This window comes from Aquamicrobium zhengzhouense, assembly GCF_016124105.1.
Classification (GTDB): Bacteria; Pseudomonadota; Alphaproteobacteria; order Rhizobiales; family Rhizobiaceae; genus Aerobium; species Aerobium zhengzhouense.
In genome coordinates, this window is sequence record NZ_JADGMQ010000001.1 from 44513 (window position 1) to 64896 (window position 20384).

21 protein-coding genes and 1 other RNA gene are annotated in these 20384 nt (G+C 57.5%); 14 read left to right on the forward strand and 8 right to left on the reverse strand.

All coding sequences use genetic code 11. From position 1 onward, the window contains the following. Positions 1–159: 159 nt before the first annotated feature. The 3 genes from IOD40_RS00185 (at position 160) to IOD40_RS00195 (ending at position 2846) form a co-directional block, all read left to right on the forward strand. Entirely contained in the window at positions 160–1194 is a 1035-nt protein-coding gene (locus IOD40_RS00185; RefSeq protein ID WP_198473111.1) for an ABC transporter substrate-binding protein, read from the forward strand. Between the two features lie 72 nt (positions 1195–1266). After that, positions 1267–2058 carry an ABC transporter ATP-binding protein gene (locus tag IOD40_RS00190; RefSeq protein WP_233713776.1) on the forward strand — a complete coding sequence of 264 codons (792 nt, stop codon included), beginning with the start codon at positions 1267–1269 and terminating at the stop codon, positions 2056–2058. Beyond that, entirely contained in the window at positions 2055–2846 is a 792-nt protein-coding gene (locus tag IOD40_RS00195; RefSeq protein WP_198473113.1) for an ABC transporter permease, read from the forward strand. Before IOD40_RS00190 ends, IOD40_RS00195 begins: the two co-directional genes overlap by 4 nt. A 70-nt stretch (positions 2847–2916) precedes the next feature. Here the strand turns inward: IOD40_RS00195 and IOD40_RS00200 are convergent, their stop codons facing one another. Continuing rightward, the gene (locus IOD40_RS00200) at positions 2917–3327 is read right to left on the reverse strand and encodes a curlin (RefSeq protein ID WP_198473115.1); all 411 of its coding nucleotides are present in this window, start codon (positions 3325–3327) and stop codon (positions 2917–2919) included. Positions 3328–3517: 190 nt separating this feature from the next. Between IOD40_RS00200 and IOD40_RS00205 the strand changes: the two genes are divergently transcribed. Next, positions 3518–5383, forward strand: coding sequence for a PhoX family protein (locus IOD40_RS00205; protein WP_198473117.1), 1866 nt, complete (start codon positions 3518–3520; stop codon positions 5381–5383). 64 nt (positions 5384–5447) lie between these two features. Here IOD40_RS00205 and csgH read toward each other — a convergent pair whose 3' ends face one another. The 3 genes from csgH to IOD40_RS00220 form a co-directional block, all read right to left on the reverse strand. Continuing rightward, positions 5448–5819, reverse strand: a complete 372-nt coding sequence (gene csgH, locus IOD40_RS00210) for a curli-like amyloid fiber formation chaperone CsgH (protein WP_198473119.1) — start codon at positions 5817–5819, stop codon at positions 5448–5450. Positions 5820–5882: 63 nt separating this feature from the next. Continuing rightward, positions 5883–6317 carry a curlin gene (locus IOD40_RS00215; RefSeq protein ID WP_198473122.1) on the reverse strand — a complete coding sequence of 145 codons (435 nt, stop codon included), beginning with the start codon at positions 6315–6317 and terminating at the stop codon, positions 5883–5885. Positions 6318–6421: 104 nt separating this feature from the next. Further along, a complete protein-coding gene (locus IOD40_RS00220; protein ID WP_198473124.1) occupies positions 6422–6850 on the reverse strand; it encodes an AprI/Inh family metalloprotease inhibitor in 429 nt (142 codons plus the stop codon). 352 nt (positions 6851–7202) lie between these two features. Here IOD40_RS00220 and ettA point away from each other — a divergent pair, with 352 nt between their 5' ends. The 3 genes from ettA to IOD40_RS00235 all read left to right on the forward strand — a co-directional run bounded on the left by ettA (position 7203) and on the right by IOD40_RS00235 (position 10844). After that, positions 7203–8852 carry an energy-dependent translational throttle protein EttA gene (ettA, locus tag IOD40_RS00225; RefSeq protein WP_198473126.1) on the forward strand — a complete coding sequence of 550 codons (1650 nt, stop codon included), beginning with the start codon at positions 7203–7205 and terminating at the stop codon, positions 8850–8852. A gap of 166 nt (positions 8853–9018) precedes the next feature. After that, positions 9019–10134, forward strand: coding sequence for a beta-ketoacyl-ACP synthase III (locus tag IOD40_RS00230; protein ID WP_198473128.1), 1116 nt, complete (start codon positions 9019–9021; stop codon positions 10132–10134). Positions 10135–10229: 95 nt separating this feature from the next. Further along, on the forward strand, positions 10230–10844 hold the full coding sequence (locus IOD40_RS00235) for an MOSC domain-containing protein (RefSeq protein WP_198473130.1): 615 nt from the start codon (positions 10230–10232) through the stop codon (positions 10842–10844). A gap of 96 nt (positions 10845–10940) precedes the next feature. On the opposite strand, the gene IOD40_RS00240 is transcribed toward IOD40_RS00235, so the two are convergent. From IOD40_RS00240 to tsaA, 3 genes are all read right to left on the reverse strand, one after another. Beyond that, complete coding sequence (locus tag IOD40_RS00240) at positions 10941–12194, reverse strand: Nramp family divalent metal transporter (RefSeq protein WP_198473132.1); 1254 nt, start codon at positions 12192–12194, stop codon at positions 10941–10943. 163 nt (positions 12195–12357) lie between these two features. Further along, positions 12358–12675, reverse strand: a complete 318-nt coding sequence (locus tag IOD40_RS00245) for a DUF2293 domain-containing protein (protein ID WP_198473134.1) — start codon at positions 12673–12675, stop codon at positions 12358–12360. Then, a complete protein-coding gene (gene tsaA, locus IOD40_RS00250) occupies positions 12672–13166 on the reverse strand; it encodes a tRNA (N6-threonylcarbamoyladenosine(37)-N6)-methyltransferase TrmO (protein ID WP_198473137.1) in 495 nt (164 codons plus the stop codon). Before tsaA ends, IOD40_RS00245 begins: the two co-directional genes overlap by 4 nt. 80 nt (positions 13167–13246) lie before the next feature. Here tsaA and IOD40_RS00255 point away from each other — a divergent pair, with 80 nt between their 5' ends. Continuing rightward, positions 13247–14251 (forward strand): ArsR/SmtB family transcription factor, encoded by a 1005-nt coding sequence (locus tag IOD40_RS00255; RefSeq protein WP_233713777.1) that lies wholly within the window; start codon positions 13247–13249, stop codon positions 14249–14251. Positions 14252–14891: 640 nt separating this feature from the next. Further along, entirely contained in the window at positions 14892–16112 is a 1221-nt protein-coding gene (locus IOD40_RS00260) for an alanine racemase (RefSeq protein ID WP_198473139.1), read from the forward strand. Positions 16113–16122: 10 nt separating this feature from the next. Here the strand turns inward: IOD40_RS00260 and IOD40_RS00265 are convergent, their stop codons facing one another. Beyond that, positions 16123–16935 (reverse strand): glycoside hydrolase family 25 protein, encoded by an 813-nt coding sequence (locus tag IOD40_RS00265; protein WP_198474173.1) that lies wholly within the window; start codon positions 16933–16935, stop codon positions 16123–16125. A 241-nt stretch (positions 16936–17176) separates the two neighbouring features. Between IOD40_RS00265 and IOD40_RS00270 the strand changes: the two genes are divergently transcribed. From IOD40_RS00270 to rnpB, 5 genes are all read left to right on the forward strand, one after another. Beyond that, positions 17177–17356, forward strand: coding sequence for a hypothetical protein (locus IOD40_RS00270; RefSeq protein WP_198473141.1), 180 nt, complete (start codon positions 17177–17179; stop codon positions 17354–17356). Positions 17357–17470: 114 nt separating this feature from the next. After that, positions 17471–18184, forward strand: coding sequence for a J domain-containing protein (locus tag IOD40_RS00275; RefSeq protein WP_198473143.1), 714 nt, complete (start codon positions 17471–17473; stop codon positions 18182–18184). Next, positions 18181–18948 carry an N-acetylmuramoyl-L-alanine amidase gene (locus IOD40_RS00280; RefSeq protein ID WP_198473145.1) on the forward strand — a complete coding sequence of 256 codons (768 nt, stop codon included), beginning with the start codon at positions 18181–18183 and terminating at the stop codon, positions 18946–18948. Before IOD40_RS00275 ends, IOD40_RS00280 begins: the two co-directional genes overlap by 4 nt. A 180-nt stretch (positions 18949–19128) precedes the next feature. Then, positions 19129–19713, forward strand: coding sequence for a lytic transglycosylase domain-containing protein (locus IOD40_RS00285; RefSeq protein ID WP_198473147.1), 585 nt, complete (start codon positions 19129–19131; stop codon positions 19711–19713). A gap of 48 nt (positions 19714–19761) precedes the next feature. Then, positions 19762–20163, forward strand: an RNA gene (gene rnpB, locus IOD40_RS00290) — RNase P RNA component class A. Positions 20164–20384 lie beyond the last annotated feature (221 nt).

The window sequence follows — 20384 nt, forward strand, 5'->3', positions numbered from 1 at the left end:
AGTCTGCTGCCGAATTAGTTCTGCTGCGGCCTGTATCTTCTCGTTCCTGCTTAAGTATTGAGCTGGTAGATTTATGCATGGCTGCTATGCAGATTGGGCTTGCAATGTAGTCGACTACCGGATTTGATGGTTTTGCTATCTTGATCTGGGGTGTTCTACATGATTTCACGTAGGTTTTTCTCTGTGGCAGCGGCTGGCCTTCTGGCCGGAACGATGCTGGGCGTATTTTCTATCCCGGCGCAAGCGCAAACAAACATCTCTTTCACGCTTGACTGGCGCTTCGAAGGTCCGGCGGCAGGTTTCTTCCTGGCTCAGGACAACGGATATTTTGAGGCCGAAGGTCTCAACGTCACCATCGACACTGGCGCTGGCTCTGTAGAGGCAATTCCGCGGGTTTCTACCGGCACTTACCAGATGGGCTTCGGCGATATCAATTCGCTGATCAAATTCCTGGATCAAGACCCAAGCCAGAACGTCAAGGCCGTCATGATGATCTATGACGTGCCGACATTCTCCGTTGTCGGACGCAAGTCGCTCGGAGTGACGGAAGATCCGAAATCACTTGAAGGCAAGACCCTCGGCGCTCCGCCGCCGGATGGTGCCTATGCCCAGTGGCCGGCTTTCGTCGATGTGGCGAATATCGACACGAGCAACATCAAGATTGAGGGTATCGGGTTCCCCGTACGCGAGCCGATGCTTGCACAGGGCGAAGTCGATGCAGTTTTCGGTTTTGCCTTCTCGGTGATCTTGAATCTGAAGGCTCAAGGTGTGGCTGACGAAGACATCGTCCCGATCCTGATGGCCCAGAATGGGCTCGATCTTTATGGCAATGCCATCATGGTCAACACCGATTTCGCCCAGTCCAATCCAGATGCGGTGAAAGGATTCCTGCGTGCCCTGGCGAAAGGCTTTGCTGATGCCGTCGCGGATCCCGAAGCTGGTGCCGCCGCGGTTCTCAAGCGAAACGATATCCTCGACCACGATGTCGAGGTTGAGCGCCTGAAGATGGCGAACGAGATGAACATCAACACCGCTTATGTGAAGGAGAACGGCTTCGGTGGAATCGACATGGATCGCCTTGGACGCGCTTTCGAGCAGCTGACGCTGTCGATGGGACTGACAGGCACGGTCAAGCCGGAAGACGTTGTCGACCTGCAATACCTGCCACCGGTGGAAGAGCGCCGTTTCAAGTAGCAGCACGCTGCACAGTTGAGCTCCCGCTGGTCAGCCGGCGGGAGCGCTTGCATTACATTAGGCGAAACGTTGATGACCCAGCCATTGGTTAGAATTGAGAACGTCGACATGCGCTATGGCGGCGCAAATGGCGTTCTGGCCGTCTCAGGCCTCGACTTATCTGTTAAACAAGGTGAATTTGCTGCAGTGGTGGGGCCTTCCGGCTGCGGAAAATCCACCTTGATGCGTCTCGTCACTGGCTTGCACATACCGCAGACGGGAGCTGTGGATGTTGCCGGAACACGCGTGACGAAGCCCGTCTCGATCGTGGGTATGGCTTTCCAAAACCCGACCATGCTCCCCTGGCGCACGACGCTCGACAATATCCTGCTGCCGCTGGAAATTGTAGAGAAGCACCGGCGACGGCTGCGCCAGCACAAGGCGGAATATGTAGCTAAGGCCGAGAAGCTGCTGGAAACGGTGGGGCTGAAAGGCTTCGGAGAAAAATATCCGTGGCAGCTTTCGGGTGGCATGCAGCAGCGTGCAAATCTTTGTCGCGCGCTGATCCACGAGCCGCAACTGCTGATGCTGGACGAGCCGTTCGGCGCGCTTGATGCATTCACCCGCGAGGAGCTCTGGCAGGTTATCCGCGACCTCCATGCGTCGCAGGATGTCACCATCATCCTGGTGACGCACGACCTGCGTGAAGCGGTGTTTCTTGCGGATCGGATATTCGTGATGAGCGCGAGGCCGGGGAGGGTGCTTCATGAGCATACGATCACCTTCCCGCGGCCTCGTGATCTAGAGTTGATGTACACCGCTGAGTTTTCTGAAAAGGTTCACGAATTGCGCGGCGAAATTGCCGATGCGAGGCAAGCAGAATGATCATCGACGGAAAAGCCAAGAGAGGCATTAACTGGATTGGCCTTGCGCCTTGGATTTACACGATCGGGCTGTTCGTGATCTGGGAGGCTGCAGTATGGATCTTCAACATCAGGCCAGTGATCCTGCCTGCGCCATCGGCAATCATCGAGGCGCTTTATAAATATTGGCCTGCCATTCAGCGGCATTCGATCCAGACCCTCTTCACGACGACGCTTGGTTTCGGCCTCGCCGTCGTTGGAGGGTTGGCGCTCGGGTTGCTCGTTGGCTGGTCGCGTATGATCTACGCTGGCCTGTACCCGCTCATGGTCGGGTTCAATGCCATCCCGAAAGTCGCTGTGGTTCCGATCCTTGTCATCTGGTTCGGCATCGGGACCATCCCGGCAATCCTGACAGCCTTCCTGATCGCGTTCTTTCCTATCGTTGTGAACGTGGCAACCGGACTGGCGACCATCGAGCCCGAGACGGAGGATGTGCTGCGAGCCCTCGGTGCCAAGAAGATGGACATCATGCTGAAGGTGGGGATCCCGCGTTCGATGCCCTATTTCTTCGGCTCGCTGAAAGTGGCGATCACGCTCGCGTTTGTTGGCTCAGTCATTTCGGAAACCATCGCCGCCAATTCGGGCCTTGGCTACATGATGGCTGCCGCACAAAGCCAGTTCAACGTCCCGCTCGTCTTCGCAGGTCTGATCATGCTCGCTGTTGAGGGCATCATCATGTACGCACTCATGGCGTGGCTGGAGCAGCGGATGACCGGATGGGCTCATCGCAGCCAACTCGGAAACGCCTGACTGGCTGAGGGGTGCATTAAGGGGCGCGGAGATATCCGTGTCCCTTTCCTGTTCAGCTTCCGAGTTGCTGCTACCATCCCCACTGAAAGGTGGCACCGGTGCCGCCGCCGTTCTGAACGATTTCAGCATTGGTATTTCGTCCGAACTGGAACAGGCCGTGCGAGTTGCCGTTGCCGTTCTGGATCAGCGTGCCGGTATGACCGTCACCTTTTTGGCTAACGACGCCAAGATTACCCCGTCCGTTCTGAACCAGCCCCGCGACGTTGGCCAGGCCCTTCTGCTTGATGCTTCCGTCCTTGATGCCGTTGACGAGGGCATAGATGCCAAGGCCTGTCCTCAAGACACGCTCCTCGTCGGCGTTGCGCGGCTGAACGTTGAAGCTGATGAAGCCACCTGCCTGCGCAGGAGCAGCGAAAGCCGAGATCGCCAGCGCAGCGGTGATGAGCGCGGACTTGATCTTGACGAAAGAAGTGATGGTCATCTCTGTTCCTCTCCAGGCTGGCTCGTCAGTTGATGAGAGGAATATGCGCGGGTTCGGCTGAACCATATCGGAACCCGCCGTTCATATTGCGTTTAGATAACGATGCGAACTCCTGCGATGTTACACCCCCGTCATATCGCGCCTTCAGTTTTTGCTTGCGATTGTCACTCTAGCAAGCCTGAGGCCAGCAATGACACAGAACATGCACGACGATTTTTCATGGGATGAGTTCGACGAAATGCGCGATCCACGTCCCGCGCATAACCAGTTTGACGAGGTGGTAGAGCGGGCAATTTCGCGCCGTGGCTTCCTTGGCGGGACGTTGGCGTTTGGTTCGGGTGCGGCAGTGTTCGGCTCCGCTTTCCTGAAGAACTCGACATCTGTACAGGCGCAAGCTGCTTCCGGCTTCAAGTTCAAGCCAATCGATATCGCTACCGATTATTTGATCCAGGTGCCGGAAGGTTTCAAGTGGAAAGCCGTCGCCCGCTGGGGTGATCCGCTGTTTTCGGACGCGGCAGACAGTTACTCTCCAGAAGGTGGCGTCTCCGTTGACGTGTCTGACAAGGTCTTCGGCGAGAACACGGACGGGATGGAGCTGTTCGAGATCGACGGCCGGCAGATCATCGCCGTCAATTCCGAATATGTGAACCCGAAGATCAATCTTCCGGAAGCTTCTGACAGCAAGCCGCAAAGCGCGGCAGAAGCGCAGCTGCTCAAGAACCTGCAGGGCGTCACGGTTATGGAAGTCGCAGATAAGGGCGATGGCTATGAGGTTGTCGTCGACAGCCCCTATAACCGACGCATTACCAACGACACGCCGATGACGATGGATGGACCGGTTGCCGGCACGGATCTCGTGAGGACGGATGCGGACCCGGAAGGCCGTTCGCCGCTTGGCACGCTCAACAATTGTGGCTCGGGCCGCACGCTCTGGGGCACCTACCTGACCTGCGAGGAAAACTTCAACGGTTATTTCGGGATGGTGACGGAGCGCGAGCAGACGCAGGGCGAGAAGCGCTACGGCATCAAGGGCGAGAGCAACTACCTCTACGAAAAGTACGACGAGCGCTTTGACGTCTCAACCAATCCCAACGAGCCAAATCGCTTCGGCTGGATTGTTGAGATCGATCCATCGGATCCCAAGTCGGTTCCGGTGAAGCACACCGCTTTGGGGCGCTTCAAGCATGAGAATGCCGCGATGGTGCACGCTAGCGATGGACATGTTGTCGTCTATCTCGGTGACGACGAGCGAGGGGAATTCATCTATCGCTACGTATCGAATGCCAGCTGGGCGGAAGGGCAGCCCACGGACGGCTTGCTGGCCGATGGCACGCTTTATGTCGCCAAGTTCAACGACGATATGAGCGGCGAATGGCTGGCTCTTACGCCCGAGACGACCGGTATGAGCTTACCCGAGCTCCTGACCTTCGCCCGCATGGCCGGGTCCAAGGTCGGCGGTACGACGATGGACCGTCCAGAATGGATCGCTACCCATCCTCACCGGGCGGAAGCATATTGCGCGCTTACGAACAATTCCAAGCGCGGCGACGAGAAGATGCCGGTGAACGCCGCAAATCCGCGTCCCACCAATGAATATGGACAGATCGTGCGCTGGCGCCCGGATGGCGACAACCATTCCGCAGACACGTTCACCTGGGACCTTTATGTCATGGCTGGGAACCCGACCGTGCATGAAGATGCTTATGCCGGCTCGGTAAACATCAACGCCGGCAACATGTTCAATTCGCCCGACGGCATGATGTTCGACAGTGAAGGCATGCTCTGGATCCAGACGGATGGCGATGATTCCAACGAGGGAGATTTTGCCGGGCAGGGAAATAACCAGATGCTGGTTGGTAATCCGGATACTGGCCAAATCGCCCGCTTCCTCACTGGCCCGAAGGGCAGCGAAGTCACCGGCCTGTGCTGGTCGTCAGACCGCAAGGTTGCTTTCGTCGGAATTCAGCATCCAGGCGGCAGCTGGCCGGATGGACATGGAAAACCGCGCTCAAGTGTGATTGCGGTCTGGAGGGAAGACGGTGCGACGGTCGGCTAGCTGTTAGAAACGATCGAATGGCCTCGCAACTTGCGGGGCCATTTTCGCTCACAAATTCTCAGATTTAGCCCAAACGCTCGCTGCACTTTGAAATTGAACCGGAAGCATGGACCGACAGCTCAACATCTAGGGACTGCCCGGCAGTGAGCATGGCGGAGCCAAGAGATATCGTCTCGCCTGCTGCACCATCGAAGTCGCCGCCCTGGTTCAGGTTGGTACCGCTACCTGTAACGGAGAACTCATAGCTGCCGCTCACAGCTTTATCGGCGTGCGCCTGAGCCTGGATCGATATCAGTCCGCCCGACTTCTTGGTGATAATTTCGCATCGAGCGGCCGCCTGGCTCGTTTCCATGGCGCCTGCAGCGGTGAAAACTGCCCCCAGGCTCACGGCTACGAGCGCTGCCAGAATCCAAATAGGCTTTCTGGGGCTGGACATGTTCGTTCTCCCTAGCGGAGGGCGTGGGGTGCCGGAAGGGTCGGTCGCTTCCGGCGGCCAAAATCAGTAGCAAGTCTGGACGAACGCGGCGACGTTGCCGCGCCCGGTCTGCGTAACATTGCCGTCGCAGCCATTTCCAACCTGGACGCCTGCAGCGATGTTACCGTTTCCATCCTGGATGACGACCGCGTTATGGTTGCTGCCGAACTGGCCCACGCCACCCTGATTGAAGCGACCATTCTGATGCACCTGCGCGGTATTGCGGCGGCCATTCTGGCCGATGGCGATCGTATTGCGACGGCCGTTCTGATTGCCGATTGCAGCATTCCGGCGTCCGTCCTGGTGCATCCCGATGTCGTTATGGATCCCCGTCTGGCGACCGCCAGCTTCGTTGTGGATGCCGAACTGTTCGAGCCAGACGTTATTTGCGGAAGCCGGGAGCGACGTGAAGCCGATAATCGATGCGACGGCTGCGGAGAGAATGATCTTGGTGTGCATGGTCGTGTCTCCTGTTCGGGTGGCGTCGGTTGATGACGATGTGACTTTCGCACTCTTCATCAGAACCGACGCTGAACCCGCCGTTCACACGACGTTCACCGAGATCATTGCCGCCAGATCGTGATTTGCTGCCCGGTTGAAAGCTGCCCGGAGTAATGATCGGGCCCGTTGCGCTTCAGCACGGCGATGCGGTTGCCATTGCGCGCGTAAAGAAGAAGCTCCGCCTCAAGCCCGGATAGCGTCTCATCCAGGCGCCAATCGTTGATGCTTGCAAGTTGTGCGTTGTTGCAGCCGCTCGACCGGACATCGCCACGTGGCAGATTAGCGCCGGACCACGTTCCTGGTGCGGTAAAGCTGAGCGTGCAGGAACAGTTCGTTGACCCGTCATTCACCGTCCACTGCCCGCGTATGTCGAAACTTGAAGGCAGAACTCGAGCCGCAAGGTTGCCAGCGACCGCGCCACCCACGGGTCCCGCAACCAATGTACCGGCACCGGTGATGGCGCTACGTCCGACGGATTTGCCCATATTCATTGCGGTCGCCGTTCCGAAAGATGACAGCTTGTTGGGAGGTGGCGGCGGGCCTGAGGGGAGGGGGGCCGCGCACTGCAGCGGGCCAACACTGGGAGATTGCTCTTTTGCACCGTCCGCGCTGGACCCGCTCTGGCAGGCGGTAAGGATTGCGGAAAAGGTGACGAGCAGGCTGATTTTGGTGAGGGATGAAAGCACTTGTCTTCCCTAGGTTATCCCTCTTTGCCTGCATCAGGACAATGGCAAGAGTTTGATCTGTCGCGGCGCCTGCGCATTGCTCTGGCGTTCGGATTCGCCTACATACGCCGCGACCAAAATTTTTCCCCTTGCAGGAACAACGGAGTTTTCGCGCGCCATGGCACGCCAATTCATCTATCACATGTCGGGCTTGACCAAGTCCTACGGGGCGAAGAAGGTGCTCGATAACGTCCACCTTTCCTTCTATCCCGACGCCAAGATTGGTATTCTCGGCCCCAACGGCGCGGGTAAGTCGACCATCCTCAAGATCATGGCTGGTCTTGATAAGGAGTGGAGCGGCGAAGCCTGGCTCGCGGAAGGTGCGACAGTCGGATATCTGGCGCAGGAGCCCGAACTTGACCCGGCACTGAACGTTTTCGAGAACGTCATGGCTGGCGTTGCGAAGAAGACCGCCATCATCGAGCGCTACAACGAGCTGATGATGAACTACTCGGACGAAACTGCCGAGGAGTCCGCCCATCTGCAGGACGAGATGGATCGTCTGAACCTGTGGGATCTGGAGCAGCAGGTCGAGATGGCTATGGAAGCCCTCGCGTGCCCGCCCAAGGACGCGGATGTGACGAATTTGTCGGGTGGTGAGCGCCGCCGTGTTGCTCTGTGCAAGCTGCTGCTTTCCGAGCCGGATCTGCTCCTCCTCGACGAACCGACCAACCACCTCGACGCCGAGACGACCTCGTGGCTCGAAAAGCATCTGCGTGCCTACAAGGGCGCTGTAATGCTGATTACCCACGACCGTTACTTCCTCGACAACGTCACCGGCTGGATCCTCGAGCTCGACCGCGGTCGGGGAATTCCGTACGAAGGCAACTACACCAAGTACCTTGAGGCCAAGGCGAAGCGCATGCAGCAGGAAGGCCGCGAAGACGATGCACGTCAGCGCGCCATCTCCCGCGAGCGCGAGTGGATTGCTTCGAGCCCCAAGGCACGTCAGACCAAGTCGAAGGCGCGTATCAAGGCGTTTGATGAGCTGCTGGAGGCGGCTGACAGCCGTCGCCCGACCGATACGCAGATCGTCATTCCGCATGGCGAGCGGCTCGGCAATGTTGTCATCGAAGTCGAAGGCATCTCGAAGAGCTTTGGCGACCGCATGCTGATCGACGACCTGTCGTTCAAGCTGCCGCCCGGTGGCATAGTTGGCGTCATCGGCCCGAACGGTGCAGGTAAGACTACGCTGTTCAAGATGATCACCGGTCAGGAAACGCCGGACGCCGGTTCTATCCGGGTCGGTGAGACGGTACGTCTTGGCTATGTCGACCAGAGCCGCGACGCGCTTGACCCGATCAAGACCGTCTGGGAGGAAATCTCCGGCGGTGCTGAAGTCGTCAAGCTCGGCAAGCATGAAGCCAACACCCGTGCCTATTGCTCGTCCTTTAACTTCCGCGGCGGCGACCAACAGCAGAAGGTCGGCAACCTCTCGGGTGGTCAGCGCAACCGCGTCCACCTGGCGAAGATGCTTCGCACGGGCGGTAACGTTCTGCTGCTCGACGAACCGACCAACGACCTCGACACCGAGACGCTGGCAGCCCTCGAAGATGCGCTGGAAAACTTTGCCGGCTGCGCTGTTATCATCTCGCACGATCGTATGTTCCTCGACCGTCTGGCGACGCACATTCTCGCATTCGAGGGCGATAGCCACGTCGAATGGTTTGAAGGCAACTATCAGGACTACGAGGCCGACAAGGTTCGTCGTCTTGGCCCGGATGCCCTCAACCCGCACCGCGCGACCTACAAGCGCCTGACGCGCTAAACCTCGCACGAGATCTGACAGTAACACCCCGGCTGCAATTGCAGTCGGGGTGTTTTTTTGAGGCTGTGAGAACGGTTAATCTAGCTTAAACAGAGTTGAGCCTATCGTTCATCGCCGGGGACGTGTGGGAACGACTTCCCGGTGCCGTATTGCCTGGGAAAAGTTCATGAAGCGCGTCATTATCTCCGGTATCGGCCTCAATGTGCCGGATGCAGTTATTTCTAACGAAGAACTCGTTGATTGCTTCAATAGCTGGGTAGAGCGAGAAAACCGTACCCGGGACGACGGGGAACAGCTTCAGAAGTCGAGCGCTGACTTCATCTACCACGCCTCAGGGATCAAGCGCCGGCACGTGCACACTCCAGAGGGTATTCTGGACATCGATCGCATGACGCCTCGCATCCCCGCGCGCGGTGACGACGAGCTGTCGGTGACCGCTGAATTCGGTGCCAAAGCTGCTCGGAACGCGCTCGTGGACGCCGGTATGGACGCGGCGGATGTCGATCTGGTCATATGTGCAGGTTCGCATCTTCAGCGCATGTACCCTTCGATTGGGATCGAAATCCAGAATGCAATCGGGGCGAGAGGCGCGGCATTCGACATCTCCCTCGGCTGTTCGTCGGCTGCATCGGGCATTCACGTTGCCGTCAACCTTCTGCGGACAGGTGCGCACCGGCGAGCGCTGGTCGTAACGCCTGAGCTCATAACGGCGCATCTCAATTTTCGCGACCGACAGACGCACTTCATTTTCGGCGATGCCGCAACGGCTTTGCTGATTGAGAGTGTCGATGACGGTGCGCAGGAACCTGGCCGTTTCGAGGTGGTGGACACGAGCAACTGGACGCAGTTCTCGAACAATATCCGGTCGAACTTTAGCTACCTCAACCGCGCCGCTCAGGAAGATGTAAGCGTGATCGCAGCCGAGGGGAACTTGATCAAGCAGCAGGGCAACAAGGTATTCAAGGACGTCACTGTCGCCAGCCATCGCTTCATCGTCGACTTTCTGGCAAGGCACGGCCGCACACCGGAGACGGTACGTCGGTTCTGGCTGCATCAGGCAAATGCGAGGATGAACCAGATGATCCTCAAGCTCGCCTTTGGACGGGAAATCGGCCCTGACATCGCGCCGACCATCCTTGAGGAATTCGGGAATACAGCTGCTGCAGGCGCTGTTGTCGCACTGGCCATGAACCACAAGGACATGGTTGCAGGAGAATACGGTCTGCTTTGCACTTATGGTGCCGGATATTCGATTGGTGGAGCGCTTCTGCGGATGATGTGATGAGCAAGAAGCGCAGCTGATAGGTTCATCAGCTGTTTCTTCTGGACCTCCACGCCCCGGGAAGGCAACTTCGAGGCGTTTTTGGAGATATGCAAATGCTGGACCTGTTCAATCGTGATGTCAGTGAGATCCCAGTCCGTCCGGTGAGAAAGCTGCGGGGGCAGGTGGCAGGCGTTTATCACGCACCAGGAGATGACTTCGTCACGCGCAGGATCAATGCACTGGAACTCACGTTTAACGGCGTTGCTGGTGATTTTCACGAAGGTCCCACCCGCCGTTCTGGGTCACGCGAGCCTTGGTACAAGGCCGGTACCGAAATTCGCAATGAGCGGCAGCTCTCGATTGTCTCTCCAGAAGAGCTTGCGGTAGTTGCCGAGCGAATGAAATTGCCTGAGGTGAAGGCGGAGTGGATCGGGGCCAACCTCCTGATCGCAGGCATTCCGCACCTGTCCATGCTGCCGGCCGGCACGATGCTTTTCTTCAAGAATGGAGTTACTTTGAAAGTGGATGGACAGAACCATCCGTGCCGCCTTGCGGGGCGCTCCATTGCGGAATGTGCGGGACTAGAGGACATCAGAGACGTTTCACTCCAATTCGCACCGGCAGCCAAGCGTCTGCGCGGCCTGGTTGCGTGGGTGGAAAAGCCAGGCCGGATTGAAGCGGACGAAGAAGTGTCCGTGCGCATACCAGAGCAGTGGATTTATCCGTGACGCCAGATTTACCCATAAGCCGGATCTAGAACTCAGGTGGACGTGAAAACCCTCGTTTCCAGTCGGTAACGAGGGTTTTTACATGTGGTAAATGTGTCAGAAGATGAGACCACGCAATTGGTCTATGGCTAGCGCACCGAAGGTAAGAGTACACAACGTCAGCATGATGTTGGTGAAGCTACCATTGCGCCATTCTCGCGGCACGCGGTCTGTGTTGAGGATCCAGAGCAGTGTTACCGACATGAAAGGCATGAAAAGCGCGCCGAGAACGCCATAGGCGAGGATGAGGTAGACCGGCTGCCCGATATACAGCATCACCATTGGTGGGATTGTCAGCCAGAAAATGTAAGCTTTGTAGAAGACACCGCCGGCCAATCGGCTTTTGTCATCGTGTGGCCGACCAAGCATATACCCGGCGAAATCGGCGAACATTAGACTGACGCCGTTCCAAACTCCGACGAGTGAAGACATCGTCGCCGCGCAGAAGCCGATGAGAAACAGCTTGCTCATCCACTGGCCGTAGCGTTCGCCAAGAACGGTAGCAAGATCGACCATTCCACGGTCGCCAGCGCCGATGGCGATACCGGCCGAGTAGAGCAACTCTGCGCCGACGATCAGCGTCGCGACGACGAAGATGCCGGTAATGAGATAGGCCACTCCATTATCGATCCGCATGACCTTCATGTAACGCGTCGTGTTCCAGCCCTTTTCGCGTAGCCAGTAACCGTAAGCCGCCAGCGTGATGGTGCCCCCGACGCCACCCGCGACGCTGAGCACATTGATCAGCGCGCCTTCTGGAATGTACGGGATGAGGCCGGTCAAGACTTCGCCCAGATTGGGCAAAGTTAAAATTGCTGCGGTGATCGTGGTGATGAACATCAGGATCACCATTGCGGTCAGCGCTTTTTCGAACACGTCATATTTCCCCGACCAAACCAGGACGAGGCCAAGCAGTCCTGAGATCACGCCCCAGGTGAAGACGCTGAAGAACGGGAAGAGGGAATACAGAGCAAGTCCGGTTCCAGCCATTGCTGCGGCGCCGTAGACGAAGCCCCAGATCACGATGTAGGGGCCGAAATACCAGTGCGTCCAGCGTCCAAGGCTGCTCCAGCCTTCGAAGATGGTCTTGCCGGTCGCAAGGCTGTATCGCCCCGCACCTTCAACGAGGATGACTTTCATGATGCAGCCAGCGATCACCGCCCACAACAGCGCGTAGCCATATTTGCTGCCGGCGACAGTCGTGGCAATCAGATCGGCAGCCCCAACGCCGGTAGCCGCGACCACAAGGCCTGGGCCAACCAAATTCCATTTTGGCTCAGGGCCGGGTGCGGGGTGTGGGGCGTTTGCCATGCATGATCCTTGACGATAGCAATAAAAGAAATCTCTAATTTAGAGTTTCTTGATTTGCAGGTCTGGTCAAGGGAAGGGAACTAAGGAAACGCGCGCGCCAACCGGTATGTCTGCATGTGTGTCGTGTAACGCTTAACTGTTCGGAGCGTTGCGAGTCCTGTATTTAATCTGCTTCATCGCTGTCGAGGAGCCGTGTGGACCTCCAGCGCGTCAGCACCTCGTTGATCTCGTCGATCACGAAGAAGCGGGCGGAGTCCCGATCGTAGCCTTCCTCCAGGAGGCTGTCGTAAGCGGAATGCTCATGCCGAACATAAGTGATCGTCGCGATCCAGACCGCGATTGACGGCGGAAGCTCACGCATGTCACGCGCGCTCGCCATTTCACGGATCTTCTCGATATCGGCGTAAGGAGCCAGCGGCAAAAGCGTGGTCAGCGACTTGGCGATGGCTTTCTGCCGGTGGGTTGAAGGCCTGCCGTTCATGCTTTGGAGACAACCGCGTCCGATATCGCATCCGTCGATGCGTAATACGGCTTTATGTCGATAACAGGCGTTCCGTCCATCACGTCGATCGCATCGAGTGAAAGGATCCCTTCCTCGATGTTAAGTGACAGCAGCCGAGCGATGTGCAGCCCGATCGGATTCGGCCTCACGGGTGAGCGGAGGGAGAACGTACCTTGAGCAGAAGCGGCATGACGGGGTTTCTGCAGCATCAGGTCGCGCCTTGCCTCGTGAAGCCAGCTTAAAATTATGACATGGCTGGCGCGCTCGAGACCGGTCAGCCCGCTTCGCCACCTTGGGTCGATCTCGACGGATGCCGGGAGCGCACGCTCGCGCGCTGCGGACATGTTCCGCGGGCATTCGTCACGGCTGGTCCAGGGGGAGCGAAAGTGCCCGATGAAGATTACGGAAGCGTCGCTGGCAGTTTTTGCCGGGTCAAAGGTGAGGGCGACTTCGCCTTCGCGTATGGTCATACTCACTCCCGGTTGAGAACTCGCTTGTGTAGCACCTGCCGGTGATATAAATATATCTTTATGTCCAATCGGAATGTGCCATGTTGACCCGAACTGCGACCAGCCTCGCCACTATGGTTGATACGATGAAAGCGTCGGCCGAATCCAGCCGCCTTCGTATCCTGCTATTGCTTTCCCGCGGTGATCTCACTGTTACTGATCTAACCGAAATCCTGGCGCAGTCACAGCCGCGGGTTTCGCGACACCTGAAGCTCTTGATGGAAGCGCAGTTGGTGGAGAGGTACCAGGAGGGGTCCTGGGCCTTTTTCCGGCTGTCTGACGTCGAATCTTCGCGTGAATTCGTGAACGGGATTGTAGGACGCGTCGATCCAAACGATCCTACGGTTGAGCGTGACCTTGAACGTTTGGCGGCAGTTAAAGGTCGGCGGGCCGAACGTGCAGCCGCATACTTCCGCGCCAGCGCGGCCAGCTGGGATCAGATACGGTCGCTGCATGTTCCCGATGGGGCCGTCGAGGCAGCTTTGTTGGAGCTTGTCGGAGATGCTCCGTTTCAGTCCATGCTGGATCTGGGCACAGGCACGGGCCGTCTCCTTGAGTTGTTCGCCCCTTTATATCGACGCGGCGTAGGCATCGATCTTTCGCGCGAGATGCTTTCAGTGGCACGGGCCAATCTCGACAACGCGGACGTTGCCCACGCGCAGGTACGCCAAGGCGATATCTACGCTCCGCCGGTCGAGCGTGACGCTTTCGATCTGGTGACAATGCATCAGGTTCTGCACTTTCTGGACGAACCCGGGCAGGCAATCCGCGAGGCCGCGCGGCTGTTGCGTCCGGCAGGAAGGCTCGTCATCGTCGATTTTGCGCCGCACGGTCTTGAGTTCCTGCGAGAGAAGCATGCCCATGCAAGGCTTGGTTTTTCCGACCTGCAGATAGGCAACTGGCTTGCGGAATCCGGATTGGAGTTTGAGGCAACCCGCAGTTTTGCTCCCGCCGATGACGAAGGCCTGACCGTCAAACTATGGCTGGGCCGGGATCAACGCCTATTGATCGCCAACGACGATGAGGCGCGCCGGGAGATTGCCTGACGGCCTCCACCCAACTTTGCGGCCGGAATGTTTCTGGTGAAAGGCTCAAGGCTGAGCGGCTCTCTGGCCTGCATCACGATCTGCAGCGCGTTCTCGTCACGCATATCTCGCCCTTATGATCTGCCATCCGATCGAGATGCTACGACGACCGTTACAGCGCAGGCGGCGTGATTTTGGATAAAGAAAAGGCCGGTGGATCGACCGGCCTTTTCTCTTGTTTCCTTCGCGTCCTCTTGACGCTTCAGCCTCTACTCCGAGCGGACTAGATTAAGCCAGCACTCCGAAAACCAAGGCTGCTATAAATGTAAACGCAGCACAGATCATCAATGCATTGATAGGTCGTGCAAGTCCCATTGGCGATATCTCCTTTGCGGACTAGCTGTGGATTCTAAAGCCCAAATGGCGAGGCGCAAGCGCAAATTTACCGAAATTCAATCGTTTCGTTAGGATGGAATTGCGCACTGATCTGATAATGCCTTGTTTATCAACGACATTCCCTTCGATTCAGCGATGAACAAAAAGTGAGTGATGGCATGGTTTTCCATTCCCGGTGCCTCCTCAAAACCACCAATCATGCCGGTTGGGCTGGACATTGCGGAAGTGAGCTACACTCTTATTGCTCAATACTTCGGAGAGGCTCATGCAGCGATTTGAGAATGCACGCGAGGCGGCACTCGCGTTACGTCCTGACGATCCGGTTTATTGCTTCCGCCCCACCATTTTGAAAAAAGATTGCCAGAACTTCATGGGAATGTTTCCTGGCAAGACCGCCTACGCGGTCAAGACCAATGGCGAGCGGATGGTCCTTCAAACTCTGTCGGAAGCCGGTGTTACGGCTTTCGACGTCGCGTCGCCTGCTGAGATTGCAGATGTGCGCGCGGTGGCACCGAAAGCCGAGATGCTTTACATGCATCCGGTCAAGGCGCAGTCCCACATCCGTCTTGCGTTGGAAGATTACGGAATCCGGACAATCGTCGTCGATCACGAGGACGAGATCGTTAAACTCGTTCGGGTTGTCCGTGCACTCGACATAGATCCCTCCACCATCACGGCTTTCGTGCGCATCCAGACCAAGGGCAGCGCCGCATATGAATTGTCCAAGAAGTTCGGAGCGGGGCCGGCCTCTGCTGTAGAACTTGCTGATCGCCTGGGGCGTTCGGGGTTCAAGGTTGGCCTTTGCTTCCATGTCGGGAGCCAGATTGAGGACCCTGACACGTACCGGCGCGCGCTTGCATCTGCCGACTGGGTGCGTAACCGGATGAAGGTTCCCCTTGCGGCGCTGGATGTAGGTGGCGGGTTCCCTGCTGAATATGGCCATGATCCCAACCGCAAGCAGCCCAAGATGCCGTCTTTGGAAGACATCATGGCGAGGCTGCGGGCCGATATAGAAGAATGGGGCTTTGCGGATACCCCGCTCGTCGCAGAGCCGGGCAGGGTCATCGTCGCGCGCGCCTTTTCGCTCATTGTGAGGGTGCTGCTGCGCAAGGGGCGGCGGCTCTACATCAATGACGGAATATGGGCGTCATTATCGGATTCATGGACCGGCAAGATCACGCTGCCGGCCCGCTTTATCCCGGACCCGGCCATCCGCAATCGCAGCGGAGACAAGAAGAACATAGTTCCCTTCCGCGTCTGCGGCGCGACCTGTGACTCGGTTGATATTTTGTCCAGACCCTTCTGGCTCCCGGAAACGGTGGATACGGGTGACTGGATCGAGATCGGTCACATAGGTGCTTACTCATTGTCTCTGCGCACACGGTTCAACGGGTTCTATCCCAACACATTCGTCGAATTGACGGCGCCGTTCGACGAGGGTGGGATGCCGGAAGGCTTTGCGAGCCTCGAGACAATGGCCGACTAGCCAAGCTGGCTCAGCGAATGTGCTGCGCGAGCCAGCGACGCCACTGCGCTTCCGTTCCGTTGAACACGTTGATGTCCGCGTCGCCTTTGATGCCCGGCACTTCCCCAGTCCCGGTATACTGCCAGAACAGGAAGGGATGGCGATTGTAGCGCACGTCCGGGTGGTCGGCGACGGAACGAAGCCACCAGTCGTAGCCCTTGAACTCGTGCAGCCGGTTGTCGTGATAGAAGTCTACTGACGTGTAGATGATCGGACGTTTGCCGTAATGCCGTTCGATCATGTCGAGGAAGACCTTCATCTCCTTCTGGACGACATTCGCCGGGGGACGAAGCTTGCAGCTTGGTGACAGGTGGTTCCATTCCATATCTAGAACGTGCGGGAGCACACCTGCTTCGCGCGGCACGTTGCGGATGAACCACTGAGCTTGTTCTACGGCTGGTCGGCAGAAATAGAAGAAGTGGTAGGCGGAACGGGGAAGGCCTGCGGTCTTGGCTCCACGCCAGTGCTCGTGGAACTTGTCATCCAGCCGATCGCCCCCTTCCGTTGCCTTGATAAAGACGAATGAAATTCCCGAATTGCGCGCCTTCAGCCAATCAACCGAGGTCTGATATTTCGAGACGTCCGTTCCATGGACGGCGTAGCGATGGGGCGCACGGCCTGTCCAGGGGTGAGGCTTCCTGTCGCCGAAACGTGGATGGCTCACCGCTACATGTCCTGAGGTGGCGGCTGGCTGCGATTTCGGAGCAATGTCGCTGAAATCGTAGGAAATGCTCGTGCACGAAGCGAGAAGCAGGCAGGTCATCAGGGACCATAGTCGGCGCATCATTCCTCTTCCCTCTTTTGGCAGTGCTCGCTCGAATCGACCGGCGGAGGCAGGACCATATCTGCCCACCTTAAACCAGCTCCAGTTGATTTTCGGGTAAGGTGCTCACATCGGACCAAAGCAAGCTTGAGCGGGGGGTGTAACAACCGGTAATTCAAAGTGACGAAACCCCAACTAATAGAAAGCGTTTCTCTCCCGATCGCGGACCGCATTCCCGCCTTCACCACAAAGGAGATAGGAAATGAAAAAGCTGATCCTTGCTTCGATTTCCGGTATCGCCCTAATGGGCTTGGCAGCTTGCAGCGATACTGATGGCACGACCACTCAGGCTGTTCCGGATAATGAGCCGCCAGCAACGACGGCGCCGATGGACGCCACGCCTCCGGCCACTGATCCGGCTGCACCTGCGCCAGCTCAATAATCGCGTTACGTCTATTTCAAGGGCCGCCCCAAATGTTGGCGGCCCTTATTCTTTGCGCCACCAATGAGAAAAAAGTGCCTCGTCACCGGGGCCAATTCATCCTATGAAGCGCTAATGTCTATCTGGGCGCGCATAAGCGAATTTCTCTCTTCAATTTCCACCGTCGCGATGACCAATGTCATCGAACGGGTGCGTACTGTTTTTGAAGGTGATCCCGAGATGCGGCGGCGTGTGGCGTTTTCGATTGCCATGATCGCGCTGTCCGCCAAGATGGCGAAAGCGGATGGTGTCGTCACTCGTGATGAAGTGCAGGCGTTTCAGCAGATCTTCATCGTGCCGGCTGACCAGGCAAAAAACGTGGCGCGGCTGTTCGATTTGGCGAAGCAGGACATTGCCGGCTTCGACGCTTACGCGCAGCGCATCGCAGGATTGTGCGGCTCCGGCCAGCCAAACTGTGCGCTGCTGGAGGATGTGTTGGATGGTCTGTTCCACATTGCTAAGGCGGATGGCGTCGTTCACGAACATGAGCTCGGCTTCCTTCGCAGGGTAGGCGAGGTTTTCCAGATCGAGGACAGTCACTTCGAGACGATACTTGCCCGGCATACCATTGCGCGCGACGGCACCGATCCTTGGCGCGTTCTCGGTCTCGCGCCGAATACCCCCTTCGACAAGGTCCGGGCACGTTATCGATTGATGGTTGCCGAGAACCATCCCGACAAGTTGATTGCCCGGGGCGTTCCCGAAGAGTTTTTGGCTATTGCGAACAGCCGTTTGGCCGCGATCAACGGCGCTTATGAAGCTATCGAGCGCTCCATGAGGTTTGCATGACGGGTTTTCTCCCGGATTTTAAGGGGGCGGACGTTCGTGTCTCGCCAAATTTCGGACCCCGCGCGCCGAACGCGCGTCCGGATCTTCTCATTCTTCACTACACAGGCATGGAGACTGGGGAGGCTGCAGAAGTGTGGCTTTGCGCGCAGGAAAGTGAAGTCTCCTGTCATTATATTGTCCATGAAGATGGTCGGATCGTGCAGATGGTGCGCGAAAGCGATCGTGCCTGGCATGCCGGAAAAGGTTCATGGAAGGGGCGCGAGGACGTCAATTCCTGGTCGATCGGGATCGAGGTCGTGAATGCTGGGCCACTCGCCCAATTTCCCGATTTTCCGGACGTTCAGATCCACGCAGTCGCGGAATTGGCCCGCGATATTTGCGCGCGCAATCACATTTCTCCGGAACGAGTCCTGGCGCATTCGGACGTTTCTCCGGGGAGGAAGATCGATCCGGGCGAACGGTTTCCGTGGGACAGACTCGCGCAGATGGGCGTCGGTCATTGCGTCGTTCCGGCTCCCGTACAAGGAGGTCGGTTCCTCGCGACGGGCGATCGCGGCGAGCCGGTAGAAGCGCTGCAATCCATGCTTTCCGTCTACGGATACAGCATCGAAATCAATGGCTTGTTCGATGATGCAACCAAACAGGTCGTCGAAGCGTTTCAGAGACACTTCAGGCGCGACCGCGTTGACGGCGTTGCTGATAGATCAACTATCGAAACCTTGCATCGTCTTCTTGTTTCACTTCCAACGGAAGTTCTAAGTTAACCCTACGTCACAGCTTCTTCTGTGTGACTGCCTGTCACCTAATGTGACTGGCCTTGCCATTTTGCGTGCCAGTTTCCTCGGCAGATGGGCCTCAACGCCGTGCCGGCTCGTGAAGCGTCACTGCGAAAGGCCAAAAAGCTGCGCGTGACGCGGCTACACGCAAGAAGAAATGGAAGATACATGTCGAGACTTACCATAGCGGCGGCAGCCCTTGCCGCCGGGCTCATCGGTTTTGTGCCTGGCGCATCCGCTCAACCTGCTGCTGAGGCAGCCCCGAAGACGATTGTAGAACTGTTCCGCGGCAATGCCGCCAAGAAATCCGAAAACGGCGAAGTTGATAAGGTGACCACGGCATCTGTTGCTGCCGGCAGGGCCAAGGGGGCAGGCCAGCGTTCACCCTACGATGCAATCATTGCGAAATACGCGAAGCAGCACGGTATCCCGCTGGCGCTTGCGCATGGTGTCGTTCACACCGAGAGTAATTATCGTGCAAATGCACGTGGAGCGGCTGGCGAAGTTGGTCTGATGCAGATCAAGCCGGCTACCGCTCGCGGCCTTGGCTTCAAGGGTAGCACCAAGGCTCTCTATGACCCCGAAACCAACATTCGGTTTGGCATGAAGTATCTGGCTGGTGCTCACAAGCTGGGTGGCGGTGACGTCTGTGGCACCATCTTGCGCTACAATGCTGGCCACGGTGCAAAGCGTATGAACAAGATTTCCGCAGCGTACTGCGCCAAGGTAAAGAAGTTCATGCGCGCAGGATGATCGGCTTTCCTGTTGCATTTTTCGCCCTGAACGCCTTTATACGCCCGGTCAGTCGGCCGGGCGGCCGCACCGGCTAGGACCGAAAGGTTGCAGGTGAGGAAAGTCCGGGCTCCAGGGAAACACGGTGCCGGCTAACGGCCGGCGGGGGCGACCCCAGGGAAAGTGCCACAGAGAGTAAACCGCCCTTCCGCTAGTCGGAATGGTAAGGGTGAAAGGGTGGAGTAAGAGCCCACCGCGCAACTGGTAACAGAAGCGGCAAGGTAAACCCCACCGGGAGCAAAACCGAATAGGAACAACGCGAGGGGCAACCCTCAGGGTGGTTTCCGGCCCAGTTGTTCGGGTTGGTTGCGTGAGGCGGACGGCAACGTTCGCACAAGATGAATGGCCGCCACGTTCCTGCCTGTAAGGGCAGGGGCCATACAGAACCCGGCTTACAGGCCGACTGACAATTTCTCTTCATTTCCAAACAATTGCGACTGACTGAAGCGCTGATCTCGCCTGCAGTCGGAGCGCTTTTGTCTGGCTCTTAATAAGGATTCGTTAAGCCTAACAGAGGATAAAGAACGATAGCGTCCAAGCCGCTTACCGGGAAGGGGGATCGGGTAGTTGGTGAGGTCTCTTCCCGTTGACGCCCATATAGGCCCATGGTATCCCTTGTTCACCTTCACCAA